The sequence below is a fragment of the Amphritea japonica ATCC BAA-1530 genome (assembly GCF_016592435.1).
Classification (GTDB): domain Bacteria; phylum Pseudomonadota; class Gammaproteobacteria; order Pseudomonadales; family Balneatricaceae; genus Amphritea; species Amphritea japonica.
On the sequence record NZ_AP014545.1, the window covers coordinates 2039032 to 2054940 of the forward strand.

16 protein-coding genes are annotated in these 15909 nt (G+C 47.3%); 5 read left to right on the top strand and 11 right to left on the bottom strand.

Annotated features, from left to right (window positions below):
- Positions 1 to 29 precede the first annotated feature (29 nt).
- A complete protein-coding gene (prmB, locus tag AMJAP_RS09470; protein ID WP_019622267.1) occupies positions 30 to 947 on the bottom strand; it encodes a 50S ribosomal protein L3 N(5)-glutamine methyltransferase in 918 nt (305 codons plus the stop codon).
- A 78-nt stretch (positions 948 to 1025) separates the two neighbouring features.
- Between prmB and AMJAP_RS09475 the strand changes: the two genes are divergently transcribed.
- A complete protein-coding gene (locus tag AMJAP_RS09475; RefSeq protein ID WP_019622266.1) occupies positions 1026 to 1592 on the top strand; it encodes a Smr/MutS family protein in 567 nt (188 codons plus the stop codon).
- Positions 1593 to 1726: 134 nt separating this feature from the next.
- Positions 1727 to 2266 (top strand): GTP cyclohydrolase I FolE, encoded by a 540-nt coding sequence (gene folE, locus AMJAP_RS09480; RefSeq protein WP_019622265.1) that lies wholly within the window; start codon positions 1727 to 1729, stop codon positions 2264 to 2266.
- An 88-nt stretch (positions 2267 to 2354) separates the two neighbouring features.
- Here the strand turns inward: folE and AMJAP_RS09485 are convergent, their stop codons facing one another.
- The 3 genes from AMJAP_RS09485 to AMJAP_RS09495 form a co-directional block, all read right to left on the bottom strand.
- Positions 2355 to 3245 (bottom strand): patatin-like phospholipase family protein, encoded by an 891-nt coding sequence (locus AMJAP_RS09485; RefSeq protein ID WP_019622264.1) that lies wholly within the window; start codon positions 3243 to 3245, stop codon positions 2355 to 2357.
- Positions 3246 to 3307: 62 nt separating this feature from the next.
- On the bottom strand, positions 3308 to 4156 hold the full coding sequence (locus AMJAP_RS09490) for a DUF4892 domain-containing protein (protein ID WP_019622263.1): 849 nt from the start codon (positions 4154 to 4156) through the stop codon (positions 3308 to 3310).
- Between the two features lie 17 nt (positions 4157 to 4173).
- Positions 4174 to 5028: an alpha/beta fold hydrolase gene (locus tag AMJAP_RS09495; protein WP_019622262.1), complete on the bottom strand. Its 855-nt coding sequence runs from the start codon at positions 5026 to 5028 to the stop codon at positions 4174 to 4176.
- Between the two features lie 135 nt (positions 5029 to 5163).
- Between AMJAP_RS09495 and AMJAP_RS09500 the strand changes: the two genes are divergently transcribed.
- Positions 5164 to 6906: a PglL family O-oligosaccharyltransferase gene (locus AMJAP_RS09500; RefSeq protein ID WP_019622261.1), complete on the top strand. Its 1743-nt coding sequence runs from the start codon at positions 5164 to 5166 to the stop codon at positions 6904 to 6906.
- A gap of 42 nt (positions 6907 to 6948) precedes the next feature.
- On the opposite strand, the gene sixA is transcribed toward AMJAP_RS09500, so the two are convergent.
- The 5 genes from sixA to dinG form a co-directional block, all read right to left on the bottom strand.
- Positions 6949 to 7401: a phosphohistidine phosphatase SixA gene (sixA, locus tag AMJAP_RS09505; RefSeq protein ID WP_019622260.1), complete on the bottom strand. Its 453-nt coding sequence runs from the start codon at positions 7399 to 7401 to the stop codon at positions 6949 to 6951.
- Entirely contained in the window at positions 7401 to 8429 is a 1029-nt protein-coding gene (locus AMJAP_RS09510; protein ID WP_019622259.1) for an NAD(P)H-dependent glycerol-3-phosphate dehydrogenase, read from the bottom strand. Before AMJAP_RS09510 ends, sixA begins: the two co-directional genes overlap by 1 nt.
- A gap of 376 nt (positions 8430 to 8805) precedes the next feature.
- Positions 8806 to 10245 carry a protein adenylyltransferase SelO gene (locus tag AMJAP_RS09515; protein ID WP_019622257.1) on the bottom strand — a complete coding sequence of 480 codons (1440 nt, stop codon included), beginning with the start codon at positions 10243 to 10245 and terminating at the stop codon, positions 8806 to 8808.
- 18 nt (positions 10246 to 10263) lie between these two features.
- On the bottom strand, positions 10264 to 11730 hold the full coding sequence (gene rhlB, locus AMJAP_RS09520) for an ATP-dependent RNA helicase RhlB (RefSeq protein WP_236588715.1): 1467 nt from the start codon (positions 11728 to 11730) through the stop codon (positions 10264 to 10266).
- The gene (gene dinG, locus AMJAP_RS09525; RefSeq protein ID WP_019622255.1) at positions 11693 to 13813 is read right to left on the bottom strand and encodes an ATP-dependent DNA helicase DinG; all 2121 of its coding nucleotides are present in this window, start codon (positions 13811 to 13813) and stop codon (positions 11693 to 11695) included. Before dinG ends, rhlB begins: the two co-directional genes overlap by 38 nt.
- Positions 13814 to 13942: 129 nt before the next feature.
- On the opposite strand from dinG, the gene lexA reads away from it, so the two are divergent.
- On the top strand, positions 13943 to 14548 hold the full coding sequence (lexA, locus tag AMJAP_RS09530) for a transcriptional repressor LexA (protein WP_026340172.1): 606 nt from the start codon (positions 13943 to 13945) through the stop codon (positions 14546 to 14548).
- Between the two features lie 2 nt (positions 14549 to 14550).
- Positions 14551 to 15006, top strand: coding sequence for a cell division inhibitor SulA (locus AMJAP_RS09535; RefSeq protein WP_019622254.1), 456 nt, complete (start codon positions 14551 to 14553; stop codon positions 15004 to 15006).
- A 60-nt stretch (positions 15007 to 15066) separates the two neighbouring features.
- Here the strand turns inward: AMJAP_RS09535 and AMJAP_RS09540 are convergent, their stop codons facing one another.
- Both AMJAP_RS09540 and AMJAP_RS09545 read right to left on the bottom strand, forming a co-directional pair.
- Positions 15067 to 15339 carry a hypothetical protein gene (locus AMJAP_RS09540; RefSeq protein WP_019622253.1) on the bottom strand — a complete coding sequence of 91 codons (273 nt, stop codon included), beginning with the start codon at positions 15337 to 15339 and terminating at the stop codon, positions 15067 to 15069.
- 45 nt (positions 15340 to 15384) lie between these two features.
- Positions 15385 to 15909, bottom strand: coding sequence for a DUF6586 family protein (locus AMJAP_RS09545; RefSeq protein WP_019622252.1), 525 nt, complete (start codon positions 15907 to 15909; stop codon positions 15385 to 15387).

Sequence of the window (15909 nt, forward strand, 5' to 3'; positions counted from 1 at the left end):
AAAAATTTAGTCGATTATACCCTAGTCATTCAGACAGAGCTGCAATACTGTTTAACCTCAGCGGCGCTAAGCAAAAAGACGCCATTGCCCCCCGCTTCTAACTCTAACCAGGTAAATGGGATGTGGGGATATTGCTGCTGCAGATGAACTTCGCTGTTACCCACTTCGATAACCAGTAAACCATCCTCTGCCAGGAACTGCTCAGCCTGACGCAGAATCTGCTTGGTTATATCCAAACCATCCGACCCTGATCCCAACGCCAGATCCGGCTCATGCTGATATTCCTGGGGCATGCTCGCCAGATCTGCTCTGTCTACATACGGAGGGTTGCTCACTATCAGATCATATTTACGGCCAGTTAAGCTACTGAACAGATCGCTTTCAATCGCAGTCACCCGTTCGCTCAGCTCATGCCGACTGATATTCCGGCGGGCAACTTCAAGCGCCTCTGCTGAGATATCCGCCAGATCAACTTCGGCCTCTTCAAAGGCATAGGCGCAAATTATTCCGATACAACCGCTGCCAGTACAAAGATCTAAAATTCTATCGACCGGTCCTTCCCGTAACCAGGGGCTGAATTGCTGTTCGATCAGCTCTTGTATTGGTGAGCGAGGAATCAAGACCCGCTCATCAACATAAAATGGCATACCCGCATACCATGCCTCGCCTATAATGTAGGGCAGCGGCCGGCGTTTTATTACCCGTTGCTCGAGGAAATCCAATACACGTGACTTCTCGTCTGATGTCAGGCGGGAGTCCAGCAACTGCGGATTGCTGTTCCACGGGAGATGTAACGCACCCAGCACTAACTGAACCGCTTCATCCCATGGATTATCGGTGCCGTGACCAAAATAAAGGTCGTATTCATAAAAACGGCTCATGCTGAAACGAACATAATCGCGTATTGTATGTAATTCTTTAAGCGTCTGTGCTTGATTGATGGTCATATCTGGATGGATAATTCACTGATTGATGCCTGCTTTATTACAGGCTGTGTATGTTAATTAATATTCTCTGCGAACGCTATGTCTGAAAACGATCTGCCTGATGAAAATGAATTAGATTTCTCTGCTGCCATGAAGGGAGTCAGCCGTCATACCGATGATCGGGCTGATCTTCGCGGGCAACCAAAAAAGTTAAAGTTAGCTGACGATGAAACCACCCGCTATAAACGACAGGTGGCCGTTCAGGATGAAGAGATGGTTGTCGACGGCCTCACATCAGAAGTTATTAATCTGGTAGAAACTGAAGATGAACTCATCTACGCCGCGCCAGGTGTACAGCTTAAAGTAATGAAGAAGCTCAAACAGGGGCATTTACCCTGGGATGCAGGGCTGGATCTTCACGGCTATACTTTGGACGACGCTCGCACTGAGCTAAGCAGCTTCATTCGTGAGTGCAGCTTGCGACAGTTACGCTGTGTCATGGTGGTCCACGGCAAGTCAAACAGCGTAGAAGGACAGCAGGCACTGATGAAGTCTTATGTGAATGACTGGCTGCAACAGATGCCCCAGGTAATCGCATTCTCGTCAGCACAACCGAAAGATGGCGGTACCGGCGCACTCTATGTATTACTTAAGCGCGCAAAATAAAGCTCATAAACCGCTCTGTAGACTTTACCTATGAATGCTAATCACGTAAGTTAGCACCCTTTTTAACAGCCCTGCCTCGCACTTATCGTGCCTGGCGCAGGCGTAGACAGACCAAGACAGGATTACTCACTGTAATGGAAAAAGAATTTGCCAGCATAATCGAACAGTTGGGTGAAGATATCACTCGCGAAGGCCTGATCGACACTCCAAAGCGCGCCGCCAAAGCGATGCAGTTTCTCACTCGTGGTTACGATCAGAACCTTGAAGAAGTCATCAACGGCGCTATGTTCCCAACCGAGAACAGTGAGATGGTGATTGTTAAGGATATCGAGCTCTATTCTATGTGTGAGCACCATATGCTGCCCTTTATCGGGAAATGCCATGTGGGTTATATCCCTAAAGGCCAGGTTATTGGTCTGTCCAAGATCGCCCGGATAGTCGATATGTTTGCCCGTCGATTACAGATCCAGGAAAACATGACCAAGCAGGTTGCCGATGCGATTATGCAGGCGACTGGTGCAGATGGCGTGGGTGTTGTTATTGAAGCACGGCACATGTGCATGATGATGCGCGGTGTAGAAAAGCAAAACAGCAGCATGAAAACATCAATGATGCTGGGCTCATTCAGAAAGAGCCAGTCCACCCGGGGAGAGTTTCTCTCGCTGATTAACTGATATTCAGCCCTCCCTGCTTCACCCTTTTCTGTTACACATAAAGGAGCCAGCTGGCTCCTTTATTTTATCTTGCTCCCGCTGAGCAAACTCAGCGCATCGACTGTTCCAGAGCAATCAAATGCTTTTCTGTCAGCTCCCGGCCCAGTTGAATCATCTCCGTGGCCCGGTGAAATTCATAAAAGCTGCAAACATCTTTGGGAATACCTATCAACATATCAGGGGGATAACCAGCCACTTTGTATTTACCCAGGGACTCCTGCATCACCTCAACGGCATTCAACAGAACATCAAGCCTGCCTGTGGCTTTCGGTGATACGCACTCCTGCTCTTTATCATCTTCAGCCTGGGGTGCGCCATCCAGATGCCATTCATCACTAAAACCTGAACGATCCAGATAACGCGTTTCCGGCATAGCGATACGAGGCTGACAGGCTTCAGCGTTGAGGTCTACTGCAATAATAAGATCTGCATGTGCTGCCACCGTGGGAATAATAGGTATAGGGTTAAGAACTCCCCCATCCACTAACACCCGCTCCTCTTCAAACACCGGGGTAAAAAAACCGGGCACCGCAATGGACGCCCTGATCGCGTCGAGCATCAAACCATTTTGAAACCAGATCTCTTTCTGATGTGTCAGGTCAGTCGCTACCGCTGTGTAGGGAATCGGCAGCTCCTCGATCAGCGGATTACCGACAATGTCACGAAGGTTAGCCATTAATCGTTTACCACGAATGGTACCTTCGCCTCTTAACGTAAGGTCCATCATTCTAAAGACATCGATGCGGTTCAGACTGATCACCCAGTCTTTGTATTCTTCCAGCCTGCCCGCGGCATACATCCCCCCCACCAGCGCACCCATGGAGCTGCCAGCAACGCAGATAATTTCATAACCGCGGCGCTCAAGCTCTTCGATAACGCCAATATGGCTATAACCTCTGGCGCCACCACTACCCAGTACCAGGGAGACTGTCGTTTTCATAGGTCAGTTCCTTTGTTCCACTCTGGTTAATAAGCCCGCCAATACGCTATCGAATATATAGCTCAGCGTAACTGTACCCATACACCTGAATCTTTGCCCCGACCCGCTATTGGCACTGCAGGCCCCACCCCCACCGTTTCGATTCGCTGCGTCTCAACACCGGCTGCAATTAGCTGTTCTGCGAGCTTATTCGCAGCGTCATTACTGCGACTAAGAAGCTCAGACACACCTTCCCCTGCTGTACGAGCGTAGCTACCGATCAAAATCTTTTGCTGCGGATTACGTACCAGATAATTAGTAATGGGGTTTATGTTTTCCGAATCATCCAGCCAGCTAAAACCCTGCTGTTGCAGATCTGCTGCGAGGCTTTCTTCTGTCTGTTCCGCAGGCTTAAGAATATCTAAATGAATATAGACCCTGCGGTTACCTCTTTTGACGGTATAGAGAGCCAACTGCATATTGCCAGTCGTTGCTGACAGGTAATACTGAGTCCTGTCGATCCCATACAGTTCAGCCACCTCAAAGTAGTTATTGGCCCACTGGTTACTGCTACCACACTGACGACTACTACACTGGAACAGAATTTCAGCATTAATGCTTTGTAAATTCTTCAAGTAATACGCAAAAATCTTTTTGGGAGTGTGAGCATCAGGCACGCGATAAGTAACGCGCGTCAGTAAACCCTTTGAAATCTCGATCTTCTCTGGGGAAATTACGCCCTCTAGTTTTTTCATCGGCCCTGTCGCCAGGGCATACTCAGGCACTTTTTCCTCGCTATAACTGACTATCCAGCTTAATGGAAACCGCGGGAGTTGCTGAGGATCCTCACCACCCCTGACATCCTCTTCAGCCTGCACTGCAACACTAAGAAGCAGGACAAATCCTATCTGTACAATTGCTCGAATCCGCATGGATAACCCTTTGATAGTTAAACCCGAATAAACTCATTTATCATTGTAGCAATCAGTCCGGCTGCCTGCTCTTCAAGATGCAGATGATGACCGCCGGATAAACTCTCTGTTCTGATCGTACGAAAGTTAGCGATCCGTCGATCACTTTGCGGGATACCGCTCTCTCCCAATACTAATAACACGGATGCGGTAACCCCTCGAATAAAGCTCTCTACCTGCTCCTCTGACAGTCTTAATACTGAAGGTAATAAAAGCTTAGGGTCACTGCGCCAATAAAAACCATCTTCACGCTGAATGACTCCCCGCTCAAGTAATCCGTGAGCTGCACACTCATCGACAGGCCAGCGGCCCTTCATACGCGCTAAAACTGCAGAGTCAAAGTCCGGATAGGGCTTCTGTGGCCGCCCCTGCATTCGTATGCGTTTTTTGATTGCCAGAGCCAATTGCTCTGCAGCGGCATCCGGCTCAGTGACCAACGGCGCTACACCCTCAATCAATACCAGTTTATCGACTCGCCGGGGAAAGGCCCCGGCAAACAATGTCGCGATACTGGCTCCCATTGAGTGCCCGAGCAGCGTAAATCTGTCTAATTTTAACTGATCGGCAACGATCATCAGATCTTGCACGTTATCCCAAATATAATAGGGCGTCGAAGTAGGCCGGTGATCGGAAAAACCATGCCCCATCAGGTCTAACGAAATAAAACGAACATCAGGTAACAGTGGTGCTAAGCGATTAAACGTCGCGGCGTTATCTAACCAACCATGCAGAGCCAATACCGGTTTAGCATCAGGCTCCCCCCAACACTTGGCCACCATCTGGTGATCATTTACCGTAAAACGCAGTTCATCTGTTTGCAATGTATTACCCATCTATCTGCAACCCTCTTAGCGACCATAAGCTTTACAACCCAGGATCATCTATAACAGCATACAAAAATAGAGTAGTATCACCAGTGTTTTTTTCTTTTAAAACAGATAGCTAATCGACCTTTCCCGAGGGTTTTAATGACTGACAAGATATTGCGGATGACTCCACAGCAGTTCGGCCTGATATTATTGGGTATCCTGTTTCTGCCTGCGACGCTTTTCTTCCAGCCTAACCTCGGCGGGATAGGTATGTCGATATCCCATAACATCACAGTCTGGATCGCAGCTGTTCTAGTTATATCCTCAGCAACTTTTGTCTTACTCAAATCAAAGCAGTTTTCATCTCCCAGCGTCTGGTTGGCGATGGCGGCTCTTCCTATGAGCATGATTATGCTAGGCTATATCGTTGATAGCTTCCTACCCACCCAATGGTTATTCCGGCAACTGTATATTTTGGGTGGTTTTCTCTTTCTTATTGCGCTTTTCCAATTTCATTTTACTAACCGGGATATCGAAACAGTTCTCTTCATACTGTTGATATCGGGAATTATTCACGGATTCTACGGGGCTTCTCAAATTTTTTGGCCTAACATTCTGCCGTTATGGATAACCCCAAGCAATGAAATCCCATACAGCGTTTTTCAACAGATCAACATGCACGCATCATTCCAGGCAACTATCCTTCTTGTCGGCTTTTACCTACTAAGTCGCCCGGTTACTCTTAAAAGCGGCCCGGTGCTTAAATTAATTCTAGTGAGTAGTATTTTTCTCAGCTGTTTTACCGTTGCTTACTCAGGATCGCGGACAGGGCTCCTAGCATCTGGAGTCGGCGTCATCATACTGACCCTGTGCAACTGGCGCAGCTTTCTTAATCGCAAAAATTTATCCAGTGCAGTACTGATATCAGTGATTGCTGCATTGTTTTTTGGAAGCCAAGGGCTTCAACGTGGTTCGCAAAAACTCGAAGACCTAACAGTGAAAAACAGCTTAGGCGTTGCCGAATCAGGCTCTAATAGCCGCATCAATATATATAAAATATCTATTGAAGTGTTTCTTCAGCAACCGCTTAATGGTCATGGAATTGGTAGCTTTCAAAAAGTCTGGCATGAGCAGAAAGCTGATTACCTAGAACGTTTTCCTGAAGCCAACCTCCCTGCCGCACGACTCAGCCACCCTCACAATGAATTATTGTTCTGGATGGTTGAAGGAGGGGGAATCGCCATAGGGGGAATTCTGATTTCAGTGATCGCTATTATCTACGCGTCATTCAGCTGCGGCTGGCGTCGTGGTTTAAATTATATAGCGCTATTAATCCCAATTGGTCTACACACTCTGGTAGAGCTTCCGTTTTACATCAGCAATATCCCATGGTTTCTGCTGCTTTTTTTAATCTTTCTGATATTGAGTCACAACTGTAAGTCTAAGCCATTTGTACTAAGCCACATGGCAGAATTAACGGTTAGGTGGTCTGTCACTATACTGAGTTTAGGTATTACAGTTGTTATGCTTCAGACAATTCAGGCAAATCACAATACTATCCGTTTTCTAAAAGAAGGCATGGCAGAACCTGCTTTGCTTCAACCCGCATTAAGCAACCCATTTTTCAGCAACACTGCCGAGTTCTACTTCATGCGTACACTACTATTACGGGAACTTGATGCTCGACAGGGAAAGTTTGCTCCCCAATTTATCGATTGGGCATCCAGCTATATAGAGTACACTCCTATGCCCCAACTCTACATCGACTTGTCCCGCGCATACCTGGCGACCGGAGATAAAGCGAAAGCAATTGAAACCATTGAAGATGGCCTGGCAAGATATCCCAGGATAGATAGATTAAAAGAAAGCGCTCGTATTATTAGAAATGCTGCAAATAATTAACAAAAGAGAATGAAGTAAGTAACTCAACACTCAACTCATTAACTAACGTACCAAGTGTTGCAGAGTCCCAAGCCCCGCTGCCGGAAATTCCAGCTCAATAACAGCCATACTTCCGGGTAGCATGGGTTCTGGTCGGGAAAGATTGCCTGCACATAGCAGAGAAACTAAATCCCCAATAAGCGGTTGATGAGTAACCAGCATAAGCACCGCATCGGGTTGCTGAGTCAACCAGTCGATAACCTGTTGTGGTGGTGACTCTGGCGTTAGCTGCGACAAAGAAAGCATTTCCACCGGCTTAACCTCACGCACCAGATCGGAGGTTTGGCAGGTTCTGAGGTATGGACTATGTATTATTCGCTCAACGCCCTCTAGCAGGGGCTGATGCGCTTTCAACATCTGCAGCACTCTTAACCTACCACTCTCTGTCAGGCTGCGCTGCTCATCACTGATCGCATTAAAACCTGCTTCACCGTGACGCAGCAAAAGCAGCCGCATCAGCTATCATCCCGAGGCAGGATAAATTCTACATCACTACTCTGGGTATTAAGCATCATCATCTTAGCCACCTGAGACACCGGAGCTCCATTGAATACTACTTCATAGAGACCACTGACTAACGGCATATAGATCTCCATTTCGTCTGCTTTCTCTTTAACATAGCGCAGAGTATTAACACCTTCCGCGACTTCGCCCAGTGACGTCACCGCATCTTCCAGACTCTTACCCTCTCCCAGCGCAAAACCAACCCGATAATTACGACTAAGCGGCGAAGAACAGGTAACAATAAGGTCACCAACACCTGCTAATCCAAGAAATGTCATAGGGTTCGCACCGAGCTGAACCGCAAAGCGACTCATCTCTGCAAGGCTACGGGTCATCAGCATACTTTTAGTATTCTCACCCATGCCAAGCGCTGCACTCAAACCCGATGCTATCGCATAGATATTTTTTAACGTCCCTCCCAGTTCAACGCCATACATATCGGTGCTGGCATATGTGCGAAAATAAGCACAGTGCAATATTTCCTGGACCGCGCTACGTACCCGCTCATCTTCACTGGCGATCACCGTTGCCGTGAGTTGCTGCTGTACTATTTCTTTTGCCAAATTAGGGCCGCTGATAACACCGATAGGGTTCTCTGGGAGCTCATCCATAAGAATCTGACTCATCAGACTAAACGTATTGGCCTCAATTCCCTTAGTTGTGCTGACAACAATCTGTTCAGGACGGATAAATCGCTTCGCCTGGCGAATGACTTCACGAAAAGACTGACTGGGAATAGACACAAAGATAATGTCAGCATCAGCTACAGCCAGACTCAAATCTGATGTGGCATAAAGTGAATCAGATAGTTTGCGACCCGGCAGATAACGGCTATTTTCCCGAGTGCTGTTAATTGCTTCAGCTCTCTCTGCATTACGCATCCAAAGATTGACTGCTTCACCCTTACTACCGATCAGGTTTGCAATAACAGTACCGAAACTACCACCACCCAGCACCGCCACGTTTGCCTTATTTGCCATCGGTAAATCCTTATCTGTTCTGTAGGTTTTATTACTTGCGGAGCTGAATCAAAATCAGACTACACATGATGCTGCTGATTGTTATTAACTTTTATCCGCTTTTCTATCGAGGGAATCTAGCAGTTTGTTAACACCAATAAAGAGTAATTTCACAATAAAATAACCCAGCACAGCTAACAGCCCGAACATTAGAGCAAGGCTTACATCACCGGTTCTCTGATAACCGCTGAAAGCGATAAAAAGAAAAAAAGAGCAACAACAATGGCCAGAATCTGACTAATTCGACCCGTATTATGTTTATCAACTGCCATCTTTAACAACACACCCATCAAACAATATTTTTTTGAAAACCATTTTAATACTCACAAGCTATCTATTACGAAGAACAGCTAAGCGAGATATTTTTCCCCGATTCAGGGGTTGGTTGAGAGTATATATCGAAATTGTCACTATAGGGATCTCTCAGTGCTGCTTGCAGTTGAGCCAGATCATCAAAGTTTCCCTGTTCAGCGCGTTCAATGACATGCTGGGCAAGATAGCTTCGCATAATTACTCGTGGATTATTCCGCGCCATTAACGGCAATGCGTCTTTCTCAACACGCTCAAGATATACAGCCAGCCACTGAGTGACTGCCGAGGTACTCCCAAGCAAGAGAGTAATCGCTTCGGCATCCCCGGACACCGCTTTTTCTAGAGCAAGAAAAGCAGCATTATAATCGCATTCAGCTTGTTCCAGTAATTGCAGATACTCTTCAATTACTTTCCCATCAGCATCTGTTTTGCCCGCCATACCCAGTCGTAATTTCATTTGCTCGGTATACGCAATCGCATAGACCGGCTGAAAACGCTTAAGCGCCACTTCAAGATCAGCCTGTTTGATCAGCCCTGTCAGACTCTGAGCCAGACATACGCAGTTCCACATCGCTACAGAAGGCTGTTGCTGATAAGCATAACGACCATGTTCATCGGTTCGGTTGCAAATATAGCCAGGCTGGTAATCATCCAAAAAACCAAACGGGCCATAATCAAGGGTAAAGCCCAGGATAGACATATTATCGCTATTCATTACACCATGACAAAAACCTACTGTTTGCCACTGAGCAATTAGTCTTGCAGTCCTTTCTACCACGACTGAAAACATTGCGAGATAGGGATTATCCATCTTTGCACAATCCGGATAATGATGTTCAATAACAAAATCAGCCAATTGTTTTAGCTGCTCCGGACGCCGGGTATAATAAAAATATTCAAAATGACCAAAGCGGATATGACTGGGGCAGATTCGCACCATACTGGCGGCGAATTCAATCGACTCACGATAGATCTGAGTTTCACTGCCAATGATGCAGAGTGCACGGCTTGTCGGTATACCTAATGTAGCTAAAGCTTCACTGCATAGGTATTCACGAATGACTGATCGCAGAGCAGCCCGGCCATCACCATGCCTTGAATAAGGTGTTTTACCACTGCCTTTGAGTTGTAACTCCCAACGCTGTCCATCACATCCTGTGACATCACCTAATAAAGCGGCTCTGCCATCTCCAAGTTGTGGTGTGTAACCACCAAACTGATGCCCTGAATAAACTGACGCGATGGGATTGCTGCCCACAAGGGGCTGGTGACCACCAAATCGATCACTGAGTTGTTCCGGGCTTGCCTGACAGGGGTCCAGCCCAATCAGGTCGGCAGCGTCAGTATTGAAAGCAACCAGATGCGGATTTTTAAGGGGCTGCAAGGAAACAGGGCTGTAAAAAGACTCGGGTAACTGACTGAACCGGCTTGCCAGCAATAGCTCATCCAAACCCTTCCGGCTCATTATCAGCGACCGTCGTTACTAGACAGGCTCAAGTAAGTTCGGGTCCGGATAGACACATTCCATCTTAACACCCGCCACTTCTTCAATCTCTGGTAGCAGAAAGGCATCATCTTCAGTTGCGAAACTGATCGAGGTTCCCTTAGATCCAGCCCTTCCGGTACGGCCGATACGATGCACATAATCATCAGCATCTTCCGGTAACGAATAGTTAATCACATGACTGATGGCATCAACATGAATACCGCGCCCAGCGACATCTGTAGCGACCAGAATGTTGATCCTTCCTTCGCGGAAATCTTCCAGGGTTTTCAAACGCTTTTGTTGAGCAATTTCACCAGACATCAACGCCGCTTTCAAACCATCCTTCTGTAACCGCTCGGCTAATCGACGGGTTTCATCACGGCGATTACCGAAAACAATAACCCGATGCAACTGATTAAGCTGCATAAAATTTCTCAATAGTTTGTATTTATCCTGCCTGGATACCAGATAAACCAACTGTTTTACCGAATCGGTGCTTTTCTGTTCCGGTGCAATCTCGATCACCTTGGCATCAACTGTCCATTGCTGCGCAAGGTTCATAATATCATCGGTAAATGTTGCGCTATAAAGTAACGTCTGACGATCACCTTTTCTCGGCGTGTGACGAATAATCGTGCGTACATCCGGGATAAAGCCCATGCTAAGCATGCGGTCTGCCTCGTCCAGCACCAACACTTCAACATCACCCAAATCTACTGAAGAGGAGCGAATAAAATCGATTAAACGGCCAGGGGTAGCAACAATAATATCAACAGGACGCACCGCAAGCTGCTTACGCTGCTTTTCATAATCCATGCCGCCCACCAGTGCTACCACACTGATGTCAGCGTACTTACCCGTCTCTTCTGCATCAGACGCAATCTGTAATGCCAGTTCACGGGTAGGCGCAATGATTAATGCACGAGGAACTCCTTTAGCAGCCTTATGCTCAAGCGGATAGTCCAGTAAATCCGTGATAATACTAATCAGAAACGCAGCAGTTTTACCCGTGCCGGTCTGGGCTTTACCGATCATATCCCTACCCTCAAGGGACTCAATCAGGGTTGCTGACTGAATATCAGAGCAGTATTTAAAATTAAGATCTGCTATCGCATGCATAACCGCATCCGGTAGATCAAAATCATGGAAACGTTGCTTTCCTTCTACAGGCTCTACCGGAAACTGATCACGACTCCAGGCCTTGGCTGGCTTTGGCTTCGCTTTTGAAGCTGAAACATTCTTGGTTGACCGAGAGCCCTCTTTAACAGGCTTATCTTTAGGCATTCGTTGAGACCTTTTTTCACCAGGCGCAGAAGAATCTTCATTAGTCGATCCGGCACCAGAGTCAGTTGCTGCAGGAACATTATCATCTGAACGCTTAAATATTTTTTTAACAAAGTCATACCTTATTCGCATCAGCGAACGGTTAGCTAATATTTCTTCGAAATGGAGGTAAGGAGTCAAGTAACTGCCGACCATAACGCCGGGTTACAACACGTCTATCCAGAAGTACAATCCGCCCCCTGTCCTGCTCCGTTCGCAGCAGCCGACCAGCGGCCTGGGTTAACCGTACCGATGCCATCGGCACCGACCATTCCATAAAAGGGTTACCCCCACGCTGTTCAATCCACTCAGCCATGGTGGCGTCAACCGGGTCATCCGGCACACTAAAGGGGATCTTAGTGATAATAACCTCAGTGAGATAATCACCGGGCAGATCAACACCTTCAGTAAAAGAGGCAAGGCCAAATATTACGCTGCCTCGCCCCTCATCGATCTCAACTTTATGGCGTTTCAGAATTTCATTCTTACTAAAATCACCCTGCGACAGAACCCTATTGTTGAGCTTTTCGTCCAGACTGGCAAGTACTGATCTCATCTGACGCCATGAACTGAACAGAACCAGCGTACCAGTATCGGTTTTAAGCTCAGAATTAAGGTAATCGCCAACGGCCTGAGTGTGCAATTCAGGGTCATTCGCTTCAACTTTCATTGAGGGTACATAGAGCTCTGCCGCATGATAGTGGTCAAACGGACTCGCCAGACTATGACAAGGCGTTTCCTGCGGCAGCCCAAGATCACCCAGAAGACGATCAAACCGCCCCAGTGCTGTCAGCGTGGCAGAGGTAACAACTGCCGCATAGCAATGCTGCCAAAGGTTCATTTGGAGCATCTCAGCAGCCGAGACCGGTGCTGTGCTGCACTCGAAATCATATCCCTGTGCGGTTTCGACAAGGCTAATCCAGCGCGCTGTCGGCGTGCTGTTCTCTGCATCAGGGTGACCCATTGATCGACCCAGACCCGTAATACTCTGCATCCGGGCCACCATCATACCCAGCCGGGGATACCAGCTTTCTGCCGGCTGACGATCGATCCCTCCGTCACCATCCAGCGATTCTTTCAGCAGATCAAGGATCATCTCCAACCGGGAAGCCATTCTTGCTGCAAGGTTTTCTACCTGTAAACCAAATTGCTTAACCTCCTCAGGAACAACTCCGCCAGTGTAACGAAAACGTTCCCGAGGCCTTTTGAAGGACTCATCCATCAGTACAGGTCTGATAAGTTCAGCCCAGTTATTGAGAACAACTTGCAAGTCTTCAGCGGGCTTTTGTAGCTGTTTAACATAATCAGCGAGTAGTTGTGGATTGCCTGTCTGATCGAGCATCTTACTTAACTGCTTAATATTACTCGCCAGCCAACGCTCGGTTGATTTAAGTCGGATATTAAAAGAAAAGTGACCACTGGCCTTATCAGACAGATGATGACCTTCATCGAAAATATAAATAGTTTCTGCGGGGTCAGGCAGAATTGCACCACCGCCTAATGCGAGGTCGGCCAGAACAATATCGTGGTTAGCGATGACGCATTCGACCTGATCCAGATCTTTACGCGCTTTAAAAAAGCTACAGGCTGAAAAATTACTACAACGACGATTGGTACATTGAAGGTGATCGCTGGTTAAAGGCCTCCAGTCTTCTTCACTTATATCCTGACTCAGGTTATCCCTATCACCATCCCAACGGCCTGCCGCAAACTCATTCAGCAAACTTTTATAAAACTCGACCGTCTCAGTATCTAATCGTAAAGCCAACTCGTCTTCATACAGTGCCTGCTGTCCCGTTGAGCCATTAGCATCCAGATGCTGTTCCGCTTTGCTGATACAAAAATATCGACCCCGCCCTTTTGCCAGAGCAAAAGTAACAGACAGGCCTGCGTGTTCAGCCACCTCTGGCAGGTCTTTATTAAGCAACTGCTCCTGCAGAGCAACCGTTGCTGTAGAGAGAACAACTTTCTTACCCTTCGCCTTTGCAATAGGTAAGACCGCCAACAGATAACCGATGGTTTTACCTGTACCGGTACCCGCTTCAATCACACTGATGTGTTTTTCACCGAGACGATGAGACTTTTCATCTTCAAGGATAGCACCAAGCACCTTAGCAACCTCGGCAATCATTTGCTTCTGCCCCATACGTGGTTTCAGCTGACGGCTATCTAAAAAACGCCGGTACGCTCCCTGTATCTCTTTTTTTATCTCTTCTGAAAGCACCTAACCGCCCTAATACGCTTTAACCACGTGCATTCTAGCAATAATACTGGATAAATAGACAGAAAAAAGTTTACAAAGCCAAAATACTGTATATAGTTACAGCTACTGGATAAAAAAACAGAGTTCATCATGAAACTGACACAACGCCAAACAGATGTACTTGAATGCATTAAACACTGCATTAGCACTACCGGCTATCCGCCTACCCGTGCTGATATTGCTAAAGCGCTGGGGTTTAAATCAGCCAACGCTGCGGAGGAACACCTCAAGGCCCTTGCCCGTAAAGGAGCCATTGAAATGATCCCCGGCACCTCACGGGGAATCCGTATTCCAGGGTTTGATGATGAAGAGCCCGGCCTCCCAATCGTCGGGCAGGTTGCAGCTGGAGAGCCGATTCTGGCGCAAGAGAATGTCGAAGATAGAATTACAATCGCATCAGACTTCTTCCATCCCCCTGCAGACTACCTGTTGAAGGTACGGGGTACGAGTATGAAAGATGTCGGCATCATGGACGGTGACTTATTAGCCGTACATCAATGCCAGACCGCAAAAGATGGCGAGATCGTTGTCGCCCGAATAGACAACGATGTCACCGTCAAACGCTTTAAGCGCGAAGGTAACATCGTGTACCTAGTTGCAGAAAACGAAGAGTTCGAGCCCATTGTAGTCAACCTGCAAGAACAGGAACTATCAATCGAAGGCCTCGGGGTCGGAGTTATCAGAAGAGGACAGTAATCATGTTGCAAGCAGTTAGCAAACTCACCCGTTCAGAGCCCGTTCTACCCAGCTTAATCCGTCCGATTGCCCCGCAGGCTGATCATTCCGGACTGGCTGGAAAAGTGACCGAAATCGTTCTACAGAACAGTGATTTCGAGCAGATGACTATGCTACTGCCCTTGCTTGCACAGCTAAGTAACGATGATCGCTGGTTTGCCTGGATCGCACCGCCCACAACACTACCTAAAGACCTGCTCGAAGCAGCGGGTATTGACTTAAATAAAGTCATGTTACTTCAACCCGATCAGGGGCACTCAACTTACCAACTGGCTTGCCAGGCACTAAAAGCCGGAACATGCCATGCCGTTATCAGCTGGCCTGGCGCGCTCAGCAGCGCTGAGCTTAGTGGACTTGAAGATGCCGCCGAGAATGGCCAAAGCCACGGGATAGTCATTCGCGATCGAAGGGCTGCTTAGATACACACACAAAAAAACAGCGCATCGGCGCTGTTTTTTTTACGCAATTATAAATACTTGCTAGTGAATAACATGATGCTGGGATTCATTTTCATCTTCAGGCTCTGAGTCTAAAGCATCCGCGGCACCCGCAGCTTTAACATTCAGATCAGAGATCATATGAATTCCTGCGGTCAACATCACTTTAGCGACATCAATACACTCATCATCCAACTGCGCTCTGACATCATCAGAAAAACAGATCCGCATGATAGGTTCATCATCTGAATCAGCTCTGCGCAACGCGATCTGACCATTCTCCAGCTCAATTATTTCAAGAAACATATCTGACATAACTATCTCAATATAACCTTTAATGAAGCTTCAATTAGCTCTCGATCACCATTCCTGCATACCTACACGCAGACGCTCGATCAACGCTTTAAACTGACCAAACCACTCCTGATACTCACGAATGATATCGCCATCTTCTGCATGATTCGGATTAATCTGCATCACATGTATCTCTGATACACTCTCAGCCTGCCCAGCTGACGCCTGGTGATCCTCTGCACGCCAACAGCCTTTATAAGCCGCCAGCAAATGGTGCAACCAACTTTCAGGATCATTATGGAGTTGCTGTAGCTCTGCAACCTCAGGTGCCTCAAGCCCCTGAGACTCCATCTGCTCAACCAGCTGACTCAGCTTAGTAATCCGGTTAGCATCAAAACTGTACTGCTCCGCAATCTCTCGCAACAAAGAGCTATAGGCCGATACCATATGAAACAATACCGACTCGTTATAGGACTCGATCAGAGCATGCTTACTCCAACCAGTTGATTCCTGTGCCGCTTTAAGCGCATCCAGATGGATACGGGTAAAGTTTAACTTCTGATTGGTACGGGTAAGATAAACGCCACTCAT

Excerpts from the sequence above, each read along its gene's own strand:
- prmB (WP_019622267.1), bottom strand. The coding sequence starts at position 947 with ATGACCATCAATCAAGCACAGACGCTTAAAGAATTACATACAATACGC.
- AMJAP_RS09475 (WP_019622266.1), top strand. The coding sequence starts at position 1,026 with ATGTCTGAAAACGATCTGCCTGATGAAAATGAATTAGATTTCTCTGCT.
- folE (WP_019622265.1), top strand. The coding sequence starts at position 1,727 with ATGGAAAAAGAATTTGCCAGCATAATCGAACAGTTGGGTGAAGATATC.
- AMJAP_RS09485 (WP_019622264.1), bottom strand. The coding sequence starts at position 3,245 with ATGAAAACGACAGTCTCCCTGGTACTGGGTAGTGGTGGCGCCAGAGGT.
- AMJAP_RS09490 (WP_019622263.1), bottom strand. The coding sequence starts at position 4,156 with ATGCGGATTCGAGCAATTGTACAGATAGGATTTGTCCTGCTTCTTAGT.
- AMJAP_RS09495 (WP_019622262.1), bottom strand. The coding sequence starts at position 5,028 with ATGGGTAATACATTGCAAACAGATGAACTGCGTTTTACGGTAAATGAT.
- AMJAP_RS09500 (WP_019622261.1), top strand. The coding sequence starts at position 5,164 with ATGACTGACAAGATATTGCGGATGACTCCACAGCAGTTCGGCCTGATA.
- sixA (WP_019622260.1), bottom strand. The coding sequence starts at position 7,401 with ATGCGGCTGCTTTTGCTGCGTCACGGTGAAGCAGGTTTTAATGCGATC.
- AMJAP_RS09510 (WP_019622259.1), bottom strand. The coding sequence starts at position 8,429 with ATGGCAAATAAGGCAAACGTGGCGGTGCTGGGTGGTGGTAGTTTCGGT.
- AMJAP_RS09515 (WP_019622257.1), bottom strand. The coding sequence starts at position 10,245 with ATGAGCCGGAAGGGTTTGGATGAGCTATTGCTGGCAAGCCGGTTCAGT.
- lexA (WP_026340172.1), top strand. The coding sequence starts at position 13,943 with ATGAAACTGACACAACGCCAAACAGATGTACTTGAATGCATTAAACAC.
- AMJAP_RS09535 (WP_019622254.1), top strand. The coding sequence starts at position 14,551 with ATGTTGCAAGCAGTTAGCAAACTCACCCGTTCAGAGCCCGTTCTACCC.
- AMJAP_RS09540 (WP_019622253.1), bottom strand. The coding sequence starts at position 15,339 with ATGTCAGATATGTTTCTTGAAATAATTGAGCTGGAGAATGGTCAGATC.
- AMJAP_RS09545 (WP_019622252.1), bottom strand. The coding sequence starts at position 15,909 with ATGAGTGGCGTTTATCTTACCCGTACCAATCAGAAGTTAAACTTTACC.